14 protein-coding genes and 2 pseudogenes are annotated in these 14064 nt (G+C 67.6%); 5 read left to right on the forward strand and 11 right to left on the reverse strand.

Going from position 1 to position 14064, the window contains the following annotated elements; translation table 11 throughout:
* Positions 1–312: 312 nt before the first annotated feature.
* The 3 genes from VF643_RS12585 to VF643_RS12595 are packed head-to-tail and all read right to left on the reverse strand — an operon-like array spanning position 313 to position 3085.
* Positions 313–528: a DUF2283 domain-containing protein gene (locus VF643_RS12585; RefSeq protein ID WP_331043735.1), complete on the reverse strand. Its 216-nt coding sequence runs from the start codon at positions 526–528 to the stop codon at positions 313–315.
* Positions 525–773: a hypothetical protein gene (locus VF643_RS12590; protein WP_331043736.1), complete on the reverse strand. Its 249-nt coding sequence runs from the start codon at positions 771–773 to the stop codon at positions 525–527. Before VF643_RS12590 ends, VF643_RS12585 begins: the two co-directional genes overlap by 4 nt.
* Positions 770–3085: an ATP-dependent helicase gene (locus tag VF643_RS12595; RefSeq protein ID WP_414713856.1), complete on the reverse strand. Its 2316-nt coding sequence runs from the start codon at positions 3083–3085 to the stop codon at positions 770–772. The genes VF643_RS12590 and VF643_RS12595 overlap by 4 nt, the downstream gene beginning before the upstream one ends.
* 59 nt (positions 3086–3144) lie before the next feature.
* Between VF643_RS12595 and VF643_RS12600 the strand changes: the two are divergent.
* From VF643_RS12600 to VF643_RS12610, 3 genes and pseudogenes are all read left to right on the forward strand, one after another.
* Positions 3145–3474 (forward strand): annotated as a pseudogene (locus VF643_RS12600) (VOC family protein); the annotation flags it as partial.
* Between the two features lie 415 nt (positions 3475–3889).
* Positions 3890–5176 carry an MFS transporter gene (locus VF643_RS12605; RefSeq protein ID WP_331043737.1) on the forward strand — a complete coding sequence of 429 codons (1287 nt, stop codon included), beginning with the start codon at positions 3890–3892 and terminating at the stop codon, positions 5174–5176.
* Between the two features lie 85 nt (positions 5177–5261).
* Complete coding sequence (locus tag VF643_RS12610; protein WP_331043738.1) at positions 5262–5555, forward strand: hypothetical protein; 294 nt, start codon at positions 5262–5264, stop codon at positions 5553–5555.
* A 220-nt stretch (positions 5556–5775) separates the two neighbouring features.
* Here VF643_RS12610 and VF643_RS12615 read toward each other — a convergent pair whose 3' ends face one another.
* The 3 genes and pseudogenes from VF643_RS12615 to VF643_RS12625 form a co-directional block, all read right to left on the reverse strand.
* The gene (locus VF643_RS12615) at positions 5776–6207 is read right to left on the reverse strand and encodes an endonuclease domain-containing protein (RefSeq protein ID WP_331043739.1); all 432 of its coding nucleotides are present in this window, start codon (positions 6205–6207) and stop codon (positions 5776–5778) included.
* Positions 6208–6272: 65 nt separating this feature from the next.
* Positions 6273–6821 (reverse strand): 16S rRNA (guanine(966)-N(2))-methyltransferase RsmD, encoded by a 549-nt coding sequence (gene rsmD, locus VF643_RS12620; RefSeq protein ID WP_331043740.1) that lies wholly within the window; start codon positions 6819–6821, stop codon positions 6273–6275.
* A gap of 845 nt (positions 6822–7666) precedes the next feature.
* Positions 7667–8383 (reverse strand): annotated as a pseudogene (locus VF643_RS12625) (pseudouridine synthase); the annotation flags it as partial.
* Positions 8384–8523: 140 nt separating this feature from the next.
* Here VF643_RS12625 and VF643_RS12630 point away from each other — a divergent pair.
* Both VF643_RS12630 and VF643_RS12635 read left to right on the forward strand, forming a co-directional pair.
* Positions 8524–8961, forward strand: coding sequence for a response regulator (locus tag VF643_RS12630; RefSeq protein ID WP_331043741.1), 438 nt, complete (start codon positions 8524–8526; stop codon positions 8959–8961).
* Positions 8962–9027: 66 nt separating this feature from the next.
* On the forward strand, positions 9028–10344 hold the full coding sequence (locus VF643_RS12635) for an AmpG family muropeptide MFS transporter (protein WP_331043742.1): 1317 nt from the start codon (positions 9028–9030) through the stop codon (positions 10342–10344).
* Here the strand turns inward: VF643_RS12635 and VF643_RS12640 are convergent.
* From VF643_RS12640 to VF643_RS12660, 5 genes are read right to left on the reverse strand one after another with little or no spacing between them, the layout of a single operon-like run.
* Positions 10334–10759: a DUF6628 family protein gene (locus VF643_RS12640; protein ID WP_331043743.1), complete on the reverse strand. Its 426-nt coding sequence runs from the start codon at positions 10757–10759 to the stop codon at positions 10334–10336. The two genes, VF643_RS12635 and VF643_RS12640, sit on opposite strands and share 11 nt — an antisense overlap.
* 60 nt (positions 10760–10819) lie before the next feature.
* Positions 10820–12139: a folylpolyglutamate synthase/dihydrofolate synthase family protein gene (locus VF643_RS12645; protein WP_331043744.1), complete on the reverse strand. Its 1320-nt coding sequence runs from the start codon at positions 12137–12139 to the stop codon at positions 10820–10822.
* Between the two features lie 4 nt (positions 12140–12143).
* Entirely contained in the window at positions 12144–13013 is an 870-nt protein-coding gene (accD, locus tag VF643_RS12650) for an acetyl-CoA carboxylase, carboxyltransferase subunit beta (protein WP_331043745.1), read from the reverse strand.
* Positions 13010–13822, reverse strand: coding sequence for a tryptophan synthase subunit alpha (gene trpA / locus VF643_RS12655; RefSeq protein WP_331043746.1), 813 nt, complete (start codon positions 13820–13822; stop codon positions 13010–13012). Before trpA ends, accD begins: the two co-directional genes overlap by 4 nt.
* Complete coding sequence (locus VF643_RS12660; protein WP_331043747.1) at positions 13819–14061, reverse strand: hypothetical protein; 243 nt, start codon at positions 14059–14061, stop codon at positions 13819–13821. Before VF643_RS12660 ends, trpA begins: the two co-directional genes overlap by 4 nt.
* Between the last annotated feature and the right edge of the window lie 3 nt (positions 14062–14064).

Genomic DNA, 14064 nt, shown 5'->3' on the forward strand with positions numbered 1-14064 from the left:
TTCGTCCTGAGGAGGGACTGAGCGCAGGCGAAGGCCCGTCTCGAAGGACAGTGGGTCTCACCTGTCCTTCGAGACGCCGCTTCGACTTCGCTCAGCGGCTCCTCAGGACGAACGGATCGGTATCAAGTCATCGCGCTCTAGATGGGGAGGTCCGCGTCATCCTTGCACAGGCGTGAGACAAGCAGGTGTCTCCACGTTCCATCCTGCGGTGCTTCCCGCATCCTGACCTCAAGATGCGCGTGGTCGAGCTTGACGAAGACGAGGGCACTTTTGTCCTTGCTCGACAAGGATGACGTGGCCAGTTGTTGTGCTCTACGCTGCGCGCAGACCTTCGTATGGCAGGGCGGAAGTCTCCAAGGTGGCAAGGTCAATCCGTTCAGACGCGTGGTCAATGTCAATGCCGATGACACCGCCGTCTTCATCGAAGTCGACGTTCACCGTATCGCTGATAGCCCGCGTTTCACTGCTCGGCGAGGCGGACAGTTCGATATAGAGGCTGTCCGTCTCGGGGTAATAGTGCAGCTTCATCCTTCGGCCTCCTTTGCGTCCCGGTCGAAGAAGGCGTTGTGGACGGTTTCGCCGTCCGCCAGCGTCACGACACGGAGCATATACGCTTTGCCGTCCTCCAACTCAACGCGCCGCCATAGCCGGATGCGACCGTCGGGTTGATCGATCCGGTGCGCGGGGTGGGTGAGGGTTGCCTCGATCCATTCCGCACGCAGATATGGTCGCTTTCGCAGTACCTGCTCGTCGAAGTAGCGGGTCGTCTTCACTCGCTCACACTGACAAAACTATCCATCACTCGCTTGCGCCCCGCGGCGTCGAAGTCGATCTCCAGCTTGTTGCCCTCGATCTCCGCGATCACGCCGTTGCCGAATTTCTGGTGGAACACGCGCATGCCGACCGTCACGTCGCTGCGGCCCTTGTTGCCCAGGCTGACGGCGCTTGCGCGGCTTTCGACGACGCGCGACGGGGTGGTGGTGTATCCCGAGGCGGCGGTGACCGCGCGCTGCCAGCCTGGGCCTCGACCGCTGCCGCGGGTGACGTCGGCGAAGGGGTCCGCGCGTTCGCTCCAATTGGCCTGCCAGAGCGATGCGCCGCCGGACATCGTGGTCTCCGCCTCGATATGCTCGGGCGGCAGTTCGCCGACGAAGCGGCTGGGGATGCTGGACGTCCATTGGCCGTAGATGCGGCGGTTGCTGGCGTGGAGGATGATTGCGAGCCGGCGTGCGCGGGTGATCGCGACATAGGCGAGGCGGCGTTCCTCCTCGAGGCTGCGCGTGCCGCCTTCGTCCATCGCGCGCTGCGAGGGGAACAGGCCTTCCTCCCAGCCGACGAGGAACACGGTGTCGAATTCCAGCCCCTTGGCGGCATGGATCGTCATGATCGTCACCTGCGGATCGTTGCGGCCGCCTTCGGTGTCCATGACGAGGCTGACGTGTTCGAGGAATGCGCCGAGCGATTCATATTCCTCCATCGCGCGGACGAGTTCGGAGAGGTTTTCCAGGCGTCCGGCGGCCTCCGCCGACTTCTCGGCCTGCCACATCGCGGTATAGCCGCTTTCGTCGAGCAGCTGGCGGGCGAGTTCGGCGTGGGGCAGGTCGCGCGCCATGTCGCGCCAGCGGGCGATGTCGCCGACCAGATTGCCGAGCGCGCGTCGCGCCTGCGGGGTCAGTTCGTCGCTGTCGAGGATGCGCGCGGCGGCGGTGGTCAGCGGCACGCCGAGCGCGCGGGCGAGCTGGTGGACCTTGGCCACGGCCTTGTCGCCCAGGCCCCGCTTGGGCACGTTGACGATGCGTTCGAAGGCCAGATCGTCGGCGGGCTGGTTGACGACGCGCAGATAGGCGAGCGCGTCGCGAATCTCCATCCGTTCGTAGAAGCGCGCGCCGCCGACGATGCGATAGGGCATGCCGATCGCGATGAAGCGATCCTCGAACTCGCGGGTCTGGTGCTGCGCGCGGACGAGGATGGCGGCGTCGTCGAGGGTCTTGCCGGCGCGGGTGCAGCGCTCGATCTCCTCGCCGACGCGGCGTGCCTCCTCCGGCCCGTCCCACACGCCGATCACGCGGACCTTCTCGCCCGCGTCCAGTTCGGTCCAGAGTTGCTTGCCCAGGCGCCCGGTATTGTGCGCGATGACGCCGCCCGCCGCGCCTAGGATATGGGGGGTGGAGCGGTAATTCTGTTCCAGGCGGATGACCTTGGCGCCCGGAAAATCCTTTTCGAACTTCAGGATGTTTTCCACCTGCGCACCGCGCCAGGAATAGATCGACTGGTCGTCGTCGCCCACGCAGGCGATGTTGCGGCGCTCCTGCGCGAGCAGGCGGAGCCAGAGATACTGGACGCTGTTGGTGTCCTGATATTCGTCCACCATGATGTAGCGGAAACGCTGCTGATAGAGTTCGAGGACGTCGCGGTGGGTTTTCAGGATCACCAGCATGTGGAGCAGCAGATCGCCGAAGTCGCAGGCGTTCACCGCCTTCAGCCGCGCCTGATATTGCTCGTACAATTCGCCGCCGCGGCCATTGGCAAAGCGCTCGCTCTCGCCCGCGTCGATCTCGCGCGGGGTCAGGCCCTTGTTCTTCCACTCGTCGATCAGGCCGGCGAGCGAGCGCGCGGGAAAGCGCTTCTCGTCTATATCCGCCGCCAGCACGAGCTGCTTGAGCAGGCGCAGCTGGTCGTCGGTGTCGAGGATGGTGAAATTGGATTGCAGCCCGACCAGTTCGGCGTGGCGGCGCAGCATCTTGGCGCCGATCGCGTGGAAGGTGCCGAGCCAGGGCATGCCCTCCACCGCATCGCCGACGAGCCGTCCGACGCGCTCGCGCATCTCGCGTGCGGCCTTGTTGGTGAAGGTGACGCTGAGGATTTCGGAGGGGTAGGCCTTGCGGGTGAACAGCAGGTGCGCAAGCCGCGCGGTGAGCGCCGCGGTCTTGCCGGTGCCCGCCCCCGCGAGCATCAGCACGGGGCCGTCGGTGGTCAGCACCGCCTCGCGCTGGGGCGGGTTCAGGCCGCGCAGGTATGGCGGGTCTTCGGCGCGCGTCGGCGCGCGGTTTGCGGGGGCGGTCGGGGTTGGGGCTGGTACGGTCACCGCCGAACAGGTAGGGAACGGCGACGGCCGCGGCAAGCGGCGTGACGGGGGAGGCGACGATGGCGCGGCTGAACTATCTGGAACTGCCGGTGGCGGATACGGCACGGGCAAAAGCCTTTTATGCGGCGGCGTTCGGCTGGTCGTTCGTGGACTTCGGACCCGATTATGCGGCGACCACGAGCGGAGACACCGACATCGGTTTCCAGGCGGATGCTGCCGAGCGGACCAGTGCTGCGCTGCCGGTGATCGACGTCGATGATCTTGAAGCGGCACTGGCCGCGGTCGAGGCGGCGGGGGGCGTCGTGACCAAGCCTGCCTTTGCCTTTCCCGGTAGCCGGCGCTTCCATTTTCGCGATCCCGACGGGCATGAACTGGCGGCTGTCGAAGCGGCCGGGCATGTCGCCGATACGGTAGCGGCGTGGCACGCCTATCTGGCGGCGCCGAGCGAGGCTGCGCTGAGTGCGTTGCTGGCCGAGGACGTGGTGTTCCGATCGCCCGCGGTCCACACGCCGCAGGTGGGCAAGGCGGTGACGCTGAAATACCTGCTCGCCGCGGCCGAGGTGCTGGGGGGGCCGTCGTTCGAATATCGGGGCGAATGGCATGGCGAGCGGTCGGCGGTGCTGGAATTCGCGCTCGATCTGGACGGCGTCGCGGTGCACGGGATCGACATGATCGCCTGGAACGAGGCGGGGCTGATTACCGAATTCACGGTGATGATGCGGCCGATCAAGGGCTTGCAGGCGGTTGTGCCGCAGATGGCCGCGGTGCTGGCGCGGGGCGGCTGAGCGGCATAGGAGTGGTGCTATGACGTCACCCGCCTCTCCCCGCCGCGTCCTGGCCGCCAGCTTCGTGGGCACGACCATCGAATTCTACGACTTCTACGTCTATGCAACGGCCGCGGCGCTGGTGTTCGGCGACCTGTTCTTTCCCAAGGGTGCGCCCGGTGCGCAGCAGCTGGCGGCGTTCGCGACGCTGGCGGTGGCGTTCTTCGCGCGGCCGGTGGGGAGCGTGATGTTCGGGCATTTCGGCGATCGCGTCGGGCGCAAATCTACTCTGGTCGCCTCGCTGCTGGTCATGGGCATCTCGACCACGCTGGTCGCGATCCTGCCGACCTATGCGCAGGCGGGTTGGGCGGCGCCCGTCGCCTTGTGCGTGCTGCGCTTCGGGCAAGGGTTCGGACTGGGCGGCGAATGGGGCGGGGCGGCGTTGCTTGCGGTCGAGCATGCGCCGCCGGGATGGCGCGCGCGCTACGGCTCCGCCCCGCAACTGGGCGCTCCGGCGGGGTTCATCGCCGCCAATGGCCTGTTCCTGCTGCTGGGCGTGTGGCTGACGCCGGGCGAGTTTCGCGACTGGGGCTGGCGCATCCCGTTCGCGGTCAGTGCCTTGCTGGTCGTCGTTGGATTGTGGATCCGGCTCAAGCTGACCGAAACCCCGGAGTTCGCGGCAGCACTCAGCGAGGCGCCGCCGCCCGCGGTGCCGATCGCCGAGCTGCTGCGCCGCCACCTGGGTGCCACGCTGACCGGCACGATCGGCGCGATCGCCTGCTTTGCGGCTTATTATGTCGGGACCGCGTTCCTGCTGGGCTATGGCACGAAGACGCTGGGCTTCACGATGCAGAATTTCCTGCTGATGCAGCTCGGCGCGATCCTGTTCATGGCGGCCGGCATATGGATCGCCGCCTGGCTCGCCGACACGCGTTGGGACGAGCGGCGGGTGCTGGCGGGCGGATGCGTGGCGACCATCGCGGTCGGCTTCACCATCGCGCCGCTGATGGCCGCAGGGGCGGGCGGGGCGTTCGCCTTTCTGGCGCTGACGTTGTTCGCGATGGGCTTCGTTTATGGGCCGCTCGGCGCGTGGCTGCCGGGGCTGTTTCCGCCGCGGGTGCGCTACACCGGCGCGTCGATCGCGTTCAACGTCGCCGGGGTGATCGGCGGCGGGCTGACCCCGCTCGTCGCGCAGGGGCTGGCGATGGAGCACGGGCTGGCGGCGGTGGGGTGGTATTTGAGTGGGGCGGCGGGGTTGAGTTTGGTGGCCTTGGTGGCGATGCGGGGGCGGGGGAGCACGAAGGTAAATGCAATCGAAGGGCCATGAAGCGGGGGAGCATAATGGAAGCAAACGGCCATTTACGGACACTGCGGCCCTGCGCCATCATGGGCTATCAGCTGGAGTTAGAAGCGTGACCGACGAACGGTTGAGCCGGGTGATCGCTATCGCTTTAAGCCAACTTGAGCGCGACGGGGAGATTGTAATAACTTCGGCGAGCATAGAGCCGTTGGCAGATCGACTTGTCGAAGCAGCACTTGGCATAGTTCCAAGCACTAATCTGTCGTGCGGTGAACTTGTAGGCGTCCGAAGCCTGATCCTTCATGCGATTTCGAACAAACAGTTCTTCGATTGGGAGATGCCGACCTTGACGGGTTTCACAGCTCACGAGTTCGAGCGCATCGCCGAGAAGCTGCCGCGCGACTGACCGGAACGTCCGCAGTCCATCATCGGCAGACCTTCATCCTCCCCCGCTAGAGGGAGGTGGCATGCGCAGCATGACGGAGGGGAGGAAGGACTAACGTAGTTTCGGGAGTCCTCCCCCTCCGACCGCCTGCGGCGGCCACCTCCCCTTGCGGGGGAGGATCGAACCGTCGCCCTCCGCTTCGATCAGCATCAAAAATAGCCAGCCGCCATCCCCGGCCCTTCTATCCTCCCCCGCCAGGGGGAGGTGGCGCCGGAGGCGACGGAGGGGGAGGTTGGCGATGCGCTTCGAGAGTGCGCCGACGCTCGACCGTGATCGCGATTATCTGGCGCAGTACGCCTTCCAAGTTGGTCAGCACCTGCTTGGCCGAGTAGCGGACGATGCTAACGCCTTGCGAGCGGAGCCACGCGTCGCGGTTCGCATCGCGTGCGGGGCGATCGCCGCGTTCGTGTGCTTCGCCGTCGACTTCGACCGCGAGGCGTGCGGGCGCGCAGTAGAAATCGAGGACGTACTCGCCTGCGGGGTATTGCTTGCGGAAACGTAGGCCCGCCTCGTTGCTGCGGAGCGCGAGCCAGAGGGCGATCTCCGGCGGGGTTATGGTGCGGCGGAGGCGTTTGGCATTGCGTTGGCTGTTGGGGGAACCTTGTAGGCGCATCGCTTACCTCCCCCTCCGTCACGCTTTGCGTGCCACCTCCCCCTGGCGGGGGAGGATCTACCCCTTTACGACTCGCTCGTTGCTCGGAGCAGCGTAAGCCGAGCCTTGCCGTGGACGCGGGTGGCATCGACTTCGAAGCCGGCGACCGTGACCTCCTCCGCCTTGGCGGTCTCGATGCTGACCCACGTGTGCGGCCCTGTCCAACCCAGGCGCGCCAGCCGGTCCAGCGCGACGACGCCGGCGCCGGTGCCGTAGGGCGGGTCCATCAGGATCAGGTCGAGCGGTTTGGCCGCGGGCGGGAGTGCCATCACCGATCCGGCGCGCACGTCGCCGCCGCGGATCTCCAGCTTCGCCAAATTGGCGCGTAGGGCGTCGAGGGCGGCGCGGTCCTGCTCGACGAAGAGGCAGGAGGCGGCGCCGCGCGACAGCGCCTCGATCCCGAGCGCGCCCGAGCCGGCGAACAGGTCTGCGACCGCCAGCTCCTCGAAACTGCCGAGGCGGCTGGTAAGCATCGAGAACAGCGCCTCGCGCACGCGGTCTGCGGTGGGGCGGGTGGCGTCGTCCTTCGGCGCGACGATGGTGCGGCCGCGCCACTGGCCTGCGATGACGCGCATCAGCGCTTGCCCCGCGGGGGGCCGTCGGGGCGGCGGGGCTGGCCCGGCTTCGAGCGGAAGCCGCCGGTCTTCGGGCGGCCGGGCGAGTCACCGCGTGGTACGCGGGCCGGCGGTGAGGGTCGCTCGTTGCGGTCGGCGCCACGGGGGTTTGCCGAACGCGGGCCGGCCGCGTGGGATTTTGCATCAGGACGGGCCGCGCGAGGCCGGTCTTCGCGCTGACCGGGCGCAGGGCGATCCACCCAGCCGCCGGCGCTGCCGCCGCGGGCGTCCGGACGAGCGGCCTGACCTGGCCGTGCCGCGCGCGGGCCGGTGCGGCCAGGACGGCTGTCGTCGCTCTTGTCGCGCTGGCGGAGCGGTGCATCGCCTGAAGTCGGTGTGCGCGCGGGCCTGCCTCTGCCGCCCGCCGGGCCGGGCCTGGCGGGGGAGCGCTCGGCGCGTGCCGGGGTTTCGTCGCGGTCCTCGGCACGCGTGCGCTGCGATCGTTCGGCGAAGGTTGCGGATCGGGCGGATCGGGCGGATCGGGCGTCGGTCGCCGCCTTTGCCGCGCGGAAGCCGGCGCGGGGCGGGGCGGCCGGGCTTGAGTCGGAGCGGACGGCGCGCGCGGCAGCTGTATTGGCGCGCGGCGCCCGTTCGTTCGTCGTTGCGGCGTGCGTCGGCCGCGCGATCCGAGCCTGGGAGGACGATGGACCCCGGTTTTCGCCCGGGTGGCGACTGGGGGTCTTCCTTTGAGCGTGGGCGGGCGAGCGACGTGGTGCTTGCTCGTCCGAGTTCGACGGTTTTTCCGGCGACCGTGCGCTTCGGCTGGCGGTGCGCGGCTCGACAGCCTCGACCCGCACGTCGCTCGACTTGCCCTCCTTTAGGCTTTTGGTGAAGGCGACCAGATCGTGCTGGCGGACTTCGCCGACCGCGCCGGCGGGCAGATCGCCGAGGATGAACGGGCCGTAGCGCGTGCGGATCAGGCGCGAGACCTGAAGCCCCAGATATTCGAGGACGCGGCGGACTTCGCGGTTCTTGCCCTCGGTCAGGATCAGCTCGATCCACACGTTGGCACCGGTGCGGCGTTCGAGATTGGCGTTGATCGGGCCGTAGCGGATACCCTCGATCTCGACACCTTGCATCAGGTCTTCGAGCATCGCCTGCGTGATCTCGCCATAAGCCCGCGCGCGATAGGCCCGCTCGACACCGGTCGCGGGAAGCTCCAGCGTGCGCTTCAATCCGCCGTCGGTGGTGAGCAGCAGCAGGCCCTCGGTGGCCAGATCGAGACGACCGACGGGTACGACGCGGGGCAAATCCTGCGGCAGGCGATCGTAGATGGTCGGTCGCCCGGCGGGATCGCGCTCGGTGACCAGCAGACCGGGTGGCTTGTGATAGACGAACAGCCGTGCGGGCGCCGCCGCCTCGACGGGATTGCCGTCCACCGTCACCCCGTTCAGCGAGCGCAGCAGCGTGGCGGGCGTATCCAGCACCTTGCCGTCGAGCGAAACGCGCCCTTCCGCGATCATCCGCTCGATCTCCCGGCGCGAGGCGATGCCGGCACGCGCGAGGAGTTTGGCGATACGATGTTCTGGGCGTGTTTCGGTTGTCATCGGACAACCCGATACAGGTGAAAGCCCCTGTATGCGAAAATTTTCGTGCCGAGCCGATTCATGCGACGCGATTCGTTGCACACGCGTTATCGCGAGCGAGTCGTCCGGGGAATTGCATGCTGTTCGGGAGGAAGAAGCGGCGGATCGAACGCCTGCTGGTCGTCGAGGACGAGCCGCTGGTCGCGTTCGATACCGAACATAGCCTGACCGATGCGGGCTATACGATCGTCGCCACCGTCGATCGGGTTGCGGACGCGATCGCGGTCATCGACGGCGGCGAGAGCGTGGACATGGTGCTGCTCGATGTCGAACTTGCGGACGGATCGGGCATCGACGTCGCGCGCGCGGCACAGGCGGCGGGGGTGGCGGTACTGTTCGTCACCGGCAACTGCCCGATGGAGGCGTCGGAGATGGCGCACGGCTGCCTTTCCAAACCCTATGCGCAACGCGACCTGATCGGTGCGATCGGTGCGATCGAGCAGATGATGGACGGCAAGGCGGCGGCGAAGCGCCTGCCCAATGGGTTCCGGTTGTTCGCCGCAGCGCCCGAATAAAGCCGACGCTTTGCGATAGCGCCGCCGCGTTCTAAGGTCCGCCCCTGGTTGGAGCGAGGGGGCGGGATGGACCGGACGACGCGCAAGGGGTTCGCGGAGACGATGGGGCCTTATCTCAGGCCACGTCCGCTCGCGGCATTCCTGCTGGGCATTTCGAGTGGCTTTCCTCTTGCGCTGCTGCTCGGCACCATGACCTTCTGGCTGGCGCGCGTCGGCATCGACAAGAAGACCATCGGCTTCGCGATCGGCCTGACGACCCCGTACACGTTGAAGTTTCTCTGGGCGCCGCTGATCGACACGGTGCGGCTGCCGATCCTGGCGCGTGCCTTTGGTCAGCGGCGGGCGTGGCTGTTCCTGGTGCAGGCCTTGCTATTTGCCAGCGTGTGGATGCTGGGCGCGAGCGATCCCGCGCGCCATATCGGCTGGTTCGCGCTGTGGGCGATCGTGACGGCCTTCCTGGGCGCGACGCAGGACATCGTGATCGACGCCTATCGGATCGAGATCCTTTCCGACGAGGAACTGCCGCACGGCACGGCCAACAACCAATTCGGCTATCGCCTCGGCGCCTTCCTGGCGGGGGTGGGCACGATCGCGCTGGCGTCCAACGACGGGCTAGGGCTGGGCTGGGCGGCCGCCTATGGCTTCACCGGGTTCTGCGTTCTGCCGGGCGCGGTCGCTGCGCTCTGGGCGGGTCGCGGCATGCACGAGCGCGCCGCCATTCGGCAGGCGCCCGGTTCCTGGCTGCGGGAGACGATCATCGGCCCGTTCCGCGAGTTCTTCTCCCGCCGGGGCGCGTTGCTGATCCTCTTGTTCGTCATGCTCTATAAGATCGGCGACGCGATGGGGCAGGGCATGCTCAATCCGATGATCGTCGAACTCGGCTTCAGCGACATGGAGTTCGTCGCGATCAACAAGGTGGTGGGCTTCTGGGGCCTGATCGCGGGTATCGCGGTGGCAGCGCCGTTCCTGGCCTGGCTCGGCATGGGACGTGCGTTGTTCGTCTCCGGGCTGATGATGCTGTTCAGCAATTTCATGTTCGTTGTCCTGGCCATGCAGGGACATTCGCCGCTGTGGCTGGGCATTGCGGTGGCGACGGAGCAGGTGACCAGCGGGATCGGCCTCACCGTGTTCGCGGTCTATCTCTCCGGCCTCGCCAATCTGGCCTATACTGCGACCCAGTTCGCGCTGCTGTCGTCGGTGGCGGTGGTGGGGCGCACGTGGCTGGCCACGCCCTCCGGCATCGCTGCGGACGCGCTGGGGTGGCCGGGGTTCTGGATGCTGACGATGGTCGTGGCGACGCCGGGCATGGTGCTGCTGTGGCTGCTGTGGCGGGGTGGCTTCGTGGTGGAGAGTGTCCGCCAGCCCGGCGCGGCTAACAGCTGATCGGGCGCCCTGCGTCGGCGAAGGCGGTCGCCACCGCCGCGGCGCTGGCCAGTACGCCGTCGGTGCGGCGGGTGCCGAGGAGGTCGCTGAGCAATACGTGCGCTGAATCGGGCTGGGTTTCCACACGCGCAAGGATCGCCAGCAAGGCGGCCTCGGCCGAGGTCATGCGCGCGCAGCAACATGGTGCGATCGCGATCGTCCCTGCCGCACTTGCCGCGAGATCGGCCATCAGCGCACGCAGCAGGACGAGCGGACGGCGGAAGTTGCGGCGGAAGGCATAGAAAATGGCTTGCGCGGCGCGCGCGTCGGCCAGGCCGTGGGCACCCATTCGCCGAATCGCGAACAGCGCGATGCGCGCGGCCGGATCGGCGGGCAGCGCATGAGGCAGCAGGGCGACGGGTGAGACTTGCGTCATGCAGCAGGCTCCGATGAGATGCCACATGATCGCTTGTCAGTTATTGCAAGTCAATAGCAACTAGGACGGAGGCTCGGCGTTTGCGGCGAGTGCCTCTCCTGCGAGGTAGAGCGAGCCGGCGATCAGCACCGACGCCGCTTTCCGTTCGGCCGAGAGGAGGTCGATTGCGGCGGCGAGTGTCGGCGCGGTGCTTGCCTGCGCGCCTCGACTCCGCGCGATTCCGGCGAGCGTCTCGGGCGTGTGGCACGGGTGACCGGCGACCGGCACGGCGACGACGTGGGAGGGCGCGCCGACGTCGGTGAGCAGCGCGAGCACTGCGTCGGCATCCTTGTTTGCCAGCATGCCGATGACGAGTGCGGTCGGCTTTCCAGCGGCGATGCTCTTCCATGCGGCGGCCACGGGGCCGGCGGCGGACGGATTGTGCGCGCCGTCCACCCAGATACCGCGCGGGACGGCAAAGCGGCTGGCGAGCGGGCCTTCGCCGAGGCGTTGCAGGCGGGCGGGCCAGCGGGTTGTCTCCGCGGCGACGTGCAGCGCGGCATCGGGCACGACCAGTGCCTGCTGGCGGCGGATCATCGCCAGCGCCAGCGCGAAATTGTCGGCCTGATAATCGCCGGTGAGGCTGGGCAGGGGGCCTTCGTAAGCGTAGCCGAATTCGTTGAAGGACAGTCGCCCGCCCTCGCCGGAACTTGTCCATGCCGCGCCGCGGGCGAACACCGGTGCTCCGACTGCGGCAGCTACCTGCGCGATCCGATCGGCAAGCGGCGCGGGATAGTCCATCGTCACCAGCGGCACGTCGCGCTTGGCGATTCCCGCCTTCTCGCCGGCAATCCCGACCAGCGTGTCGCCGAGGAACGCCTCGTGGTCGATGCCCAGCGCGGCGATGCCGGTGACCAGCGGGACGACGACGTTGGTGGCGTCGAGCCGGCCGCCCAACCCGACCTCGATCACGCAGGCATCGGCGGGCGTGCGCGCGAAAGCCAGGAAAGCGGCGGCGGTGGTGACTTCGAAGAAGCTGGCGCCGATGCCGTCCGCCTGATCGAGGATCTCGCCGAGCAGAGATGCGAGATCGCGGTCGCCGATCAGCGTGCCGGCCAGGCGGATACGTTCGTTGAAACGGACCAGGTGGGGGCTGGAATAGACGTGGACGCGGTGGCCCGCCGCCTCCAGCGTACCGCGCAGGAAGGCGCAGGTCGAACCCTTGCCGTTGGTGCCCGCGACATGGAACACCGGCGGAAGATGACGTTCAGGATTGCCCAGCCGCGTGAGCAGGCGCGTGATCCGTTCCAGCCCGAGCACGTCGGCGCCGGGCGACAGCGCCCACAGCCGGTCGAGCTGCGCCTGGACACCCGCGTCGGACGACGTCGCGTGATCGGGCACGCGCTCAGGCCGCGCGCTTGTGCCCGCCCCGATCCTGCCCACAAAGATAGCCGATCACCGTCGCCAGCCTCGCGCGCAGTTCGTGGCGATGGACGACCATGTCGATCAGCCCGTGATCGAGATAATATTCGCTGGTCTGGAAATCCTCGGGCAGCTTCTCGCGGATCGTGCTCTCGATGACGCGGCGCCCGGTGAAGGCAAGCGTCGCCTTCGGCTCGGCGATCTGGACGTCGCCGAGCATCGCATAGGCGGCCATCACCCCGCCCGAGGTCGGATCGGTCAGCACCACGATATAGGGCAGGCCGGCGTCGTGGAGCATCTGGATCGCGACGGTGCTGCGCGGCATCTGCATGAGGCTGAAGATGCCCTCCTGCATGCGCGCGCCGCCGCTGGCGGTGAAGATGACATAGGGGCAACGTTCGCGGATCGCGGTCTCGACGCCGCGCACGAACGCCTCGCCGACCGCCAGGCCCATCGAACCGCCCATGAAGGCGAAATCCTGGACGCCGACGACGACGCGGTGGCCCTCGATCGTGCCGGTCGCGTTGACCAGCGCATCCGGCTCGGCGGTATCCGCGCGCGCGGCCTTCAGGCGATCGGCGTAGCGTTTGGTGTCGCGGAACTTCAGCGGGTCTTCGGGCACCTTGGCAGCGGCCACGATCACGGTGCTGCCGGGATCGAGCAACTGGCGGAAGCGCTCGTTGGGTCCGATGCGATCATGGTGGTCGCACTTCGGGCAGACGAACGCATTCTCCTCCAATTCCTTGGTGAAGACCATCTGCCCGCAGCCCTTGCACTTGTGCCACAGGTTCTCGGGCGTCTCGCGCTTGGAGACGAAGGGGAGCGCGTTGCGGACGCTGTTGAGCCAGCTCATGGATGGACCTTCCTAGCCGCAGCAATGGCTTGGGCGAGACTTGCGATATAGAGTCGAACCGGTTCGGCGGCATCGGCACCGTGCTGGGCGATGATGTCGACGATCGCCGAGCCGACGACGACGCCATCGGCGACGCGCGCGACGGCGGCGGCCTGTTCTGGCGTGCGGATGCCGAAGCCGACCGCGATCGGCAGGTCCGTCGCCGCCTTCAGCCGGGAGACGGCGTCATCGATCGACGCCTGCTGCGCTTGTTGCAACCCGGTGATCCCGGCGACCGAGACGTAATAGACGAAGCCGCTCGCGCCATCGAGCACCGCGGGCAGCCGCGCCGCATCGGTGGTCGGGGTGGCGAGCCGGATCGGTGCGATGCCATGCGCGCGCAGCGCCGGGCCGAGCGCGTCGTCTTCCTCGGGCGGGAGATCGACACAGATGATGCCGTCGACCCCGGCGTCGGCCGTGCTTTGCGCGAACCATTCCGGCCCGCGGCGGAGCATCGGATTGGCATAGCCCATCAGGACGAGCGGCACATCCGGATTTCGGCTGCGAAAACCCTTTGCGACCAGCAGGATATCGGCGGTCGTCGTGCCGGCGTTCAAGCTGCGGATGTTGGCGGCCTGGATCGCCGGGCCGTCGGCCATCGGCTCGGTGAACGGCATGCCGAGCTCGATCACGTCGGCCCCGCCCGCGACCAGCGCGTCGAGGATCGCGGGGGTACAGGCGGGCGAGGGATCGCCGGCGGTGACGAAGGCGACGAGGGCGGCGCGACGCTGCGTGGCGGCGTGCGCGAATTTTGCGGAAAGGCGGGTCACTTGACGGAGATCAGAACGCCCATGATCGAGCACGCCATAGCAACGATCGCTGCAACCATGATCCCGACCTTTATCAACAGCTTGTCGGCGATTGCGTCGAGTTGCTGTTTCAGATCCTCCCTCGTCACGAGGTCGCTCTTGCCCTCGTTGATTTCGTTGGCAATCGCCTCGGCCTGACGGCGCTCCAGCCCGGCAGCCTCAAGGCGACGCATCGAATCGAGGGGATTATAGGCGTTCATGGG

It is taken from the genome of Sphingomonas sp., assembly GCF_036387595.1.
GTDB lineage: Bacteria > Pseudomonadota > Alphaproteobacteria > Sphingomonadales > Sphingomonadaceae > Sphingomonas.

What these genes read in the sequence shown, in the direction of transcription:
- VF643_RS12605 (WP_331043737.1), top strand. Translation starts at nt 3,890, where the DNA reads ATGACGTCACCCGCCTCTCCCCGCCGCGTCCTGGCCGCCAGCTTCGTG.
- VF643_RS12660 (WP_331043747.1), bottom strand. Translation starts at nt 14,061, where the DNA reads ATGAACGCCTATAATCCCCTCGATTCGATGCGTCGCCTTGAGGCTGCC.
- rsmD (WP_331043740.1), bottom strand. Translation starts at nt 6,821, where the DNA reads ATGCGCGTCATCGCAGGCCAGTGGCGCGGCCGCACCATCGTCGCGCCG.
- accD (WP_331043745.1), bottom strand. Translation starts at nt 13,013, where the DNA reads ATGAGCTGGCTCAACAGCGTCCGCAACGCGCTCCCCTTCGTCTCCAAG.
- VF643_RS12630 (WP_331043741.1), top strand. Translation starts at nt 8,524, where the DNA reads ATGCTGTTCGGGAGGAAGAAGCGGCGGATCGAACGCCTGCTGGTCGTC.
- VF643_RS12635 (WP_331043742.1), top strand. Translation starts at nt 9,028, where the DNA reads ATGGACCGGACGACGCGCAAGGGGTTCGCGGAGACGATGGGGCCTTAT.
- VF643_RS12585 (WP_331043735.1), bottom strand. Translation starts at nt 528, where the DNA reads ATGAAGCTGCACTATTACCCCGAGACGGACAGCCTCTATATCGAACTG.
- VF643_RS12640 (WP_331043743.1), bottom strand. Translation starts at nt 10,759, where the DNA reads ATGACGCAAGTCTCACCCGTCGCCCTGCTGCCTCATGCGCTGCCCGCC.
- VF643_RS12615 (WP_331043739.1), bottom strand. Translation starts at nt 6,207, where the DNA reads ATGCGCCTACAAGGTTCCCCCAACAGCCAACGCAATGCCAAACGCCTC.